Below are 2,354 nucleotides of genomic sequence, written 5' to 3' on the forward strand. Positions count from 1 at the left end.
CGGCTGGTACCAGCTGCCCGGTGACACGAACTACTACGGCGCCGATCGCCTGACCATCGGTGTCGCGATCGCGCTCGGTGCCGCGTGGATCGACAACGCCTGCGGCCCGATCGGAAAGGCGGTGTACGACGCCGCCCACATCGCCGATCCGGAGATCGATTACTCCGATTACGACACGGACAAGGACGGCATCGTCGACTTCTTCATGATGGTGTTCACCGGCATCGGCGGTAACGGCGCATCGCAGCGTGCCGGCTACGACAACATCTGGCCGCACTCGGCCAGCCTCGAGTTCTACTACACCGATCCCGCCACCGGCCTCACCGGCTACATCTCCGACGATCAGCTGCGGGACCACTACGAGCGTCCGATGTACTACACGAACGCGAACCGCGTGACGATGACCACCACCGTCACCGAGTTCCCGGTGTACGTACGTGTGGGGCCGTACAACGTGAACCCGGAGGCCGCGATCGACCACGCGAGCGTGATCTCGCACGAGTACGGTCACTCGCTGGGTCTGCCCGACTTCTACAGCCAGAGCCAGGCCCGTCCCACCTACGGGGACTGGAATCTCATGGCGACCGACAAATCGCAGAACATGGACGTGTTCTCGAAGCAGGAGCTCGGCTGGGTCATCCCGCGTGTGCTGAGGCCGGGCGAGACAGTCGCGAACGTCAGCGACTCGAAGATCAACACGCATCGGATCGATTGGGTGCAGCCGGATGGCACGCCGTACACGCTCCAGGGGCCCGGCGTGAACAACGGCGAGGCGTACGTGGCGCGGCTGCCCGGCCGCCGCACCATCGATCCCGCGAAGGTCGTGCGCGGCGCGTCGCCGACGCACGTCTGGCACTCGGGTCAGGGCGACGACTTCGGCTGCCCACCGAGCAGCGGGCACAACCTCGACATCCAGCTCCACGAGCTAGCGTCGGTCGCCGCCGGAACGCCGGTGACGCTCAGCTTCAAGTCGCTATGGGACATCGAATGGGACTGGGACTACGCGTTCGTGCAGGTCACCAGCGACAACGGCTCGTCGTACACGACGCTCCCGTCGCTCAACGGCTACACGACGCGCGCGAGCGAGCACAACCCCAACGACATCGCGTGCTTCGGTGGGCTCGAGTACGGCATCACCGGAACGTCGGCCTCATACGCCGGCGGAACCCAGGAGACCGATCGGCTCACGGGCGTCTACCGCGACAGTGAATTCATCACCGATCGCTATGACCTGTCAGCGTTCGCCGGTCGCAGCAACGTGGTCGTCCGCTTCTCGTACTTCACCGACGCAGCGGTCGCTCGGCCCGGCTGGTTCATCGACGATGTGAACGTCGCGGCCGGAGCGCAGCCGGTCTATTCGACGGACTTCGAAACAGCCAACGAGCTTCGCATCTACAACGGCGGCTGCCGCGACGGCATCCAGACCGGACCGTCGTGCACCAGCGGTTGGACCTACGTCGACGCGTCATCCGGCAATCCCGCCGACCACGCGTACTACATCGAGCTTCGCGACCGCTCGGGCTTCGACTTCGACGGACGCGGGCAGAACGACCGTGCCGCGATCGGCTTCGAGCCCGGGCTGCTCGTCGTCTACACCGACGAGTCGCACGGCATGGGCAACTACTCGACCACGAACCCGCCTGCCCAGAGCCCTCTCGACTCGACCCCGCACCCGCTGCCACTGCCCGACGCTCCCGATCCGGCGCCGGACAACTCCGCGGCCAACCCGCTCATGAGCCTCAACGATGCCGCGTTCACCGCGGCTCTCGGTCGCAACCAGTTCAGCGACGACGCGCCCGGCCGCGTGGACAACTACTCGGATCCGCGCCGCGCCGACAACTACTGGCGATTCGACTTCAACTGCCTCACGTTCGATGTGCTGTCGATGACGGGCAACCTCCTGAACAGCGCTGACGCATACGACCTCCGCGCGAGCGTGCGCTTCCGCACCGGCGCCGGGTGCGCGCCGTACGACTACGGAGCGATCACCGCCGCGAACTTCCCGCCGACCGTCGTGATCCAGGCGAAGCCGTCGAGCGGCAACACGAGCGCGAACTTCAAGTTCGACGGGAGCCTATCGACGGACGACTCGACACCACGCGAGCAGCTCACGTATGCGTGGGACTTCGGCGATGGCACGACGGCGACCGGCTCTGCGGTCCGTCACAAGTTCGCCGTGCCTGGCAACTACACGGTGACGCTGACAGTGACGGACGCCGACGGTCTCGCCGGCACAGGAACGAGGGTGGTGCAGGTCAAGCAGTAACCCGGCCCCTCCGCGCGACGCGGGCCCCGGTCCCTCCCGATCGGGGCCCGCGCCACCTTCAGCGCTCGGCGGACTTCTCCCGGCCGGC

Annotated in this window: 1 protein-coding gene; it reads left to right on the forward strand. The window is 66.5% G+C overall.

Going from position 1 to position 2,354, the window contains the following annotated elements; genetic code table 11:
- The coding region (locus tag VFH65_RS12855; RefSeq protein WP_353321997.1) for a PKD domain-containing protein at positions 1-2,266 on the forward strand (2,266 nt) is incomplete at its 5' end.
- Between the last annotated feature and the right edge of the window lie 88 nt (positions 2,267-2,354).

It is taken from the genome of Mycobacterium sp., assembly GCF_035697385.1.
Lineage (GTDB): Bacteria > Actinomycetota > Actinomycetes > Mycobacteriales > Mycobacteriaceae > Mycobacterium.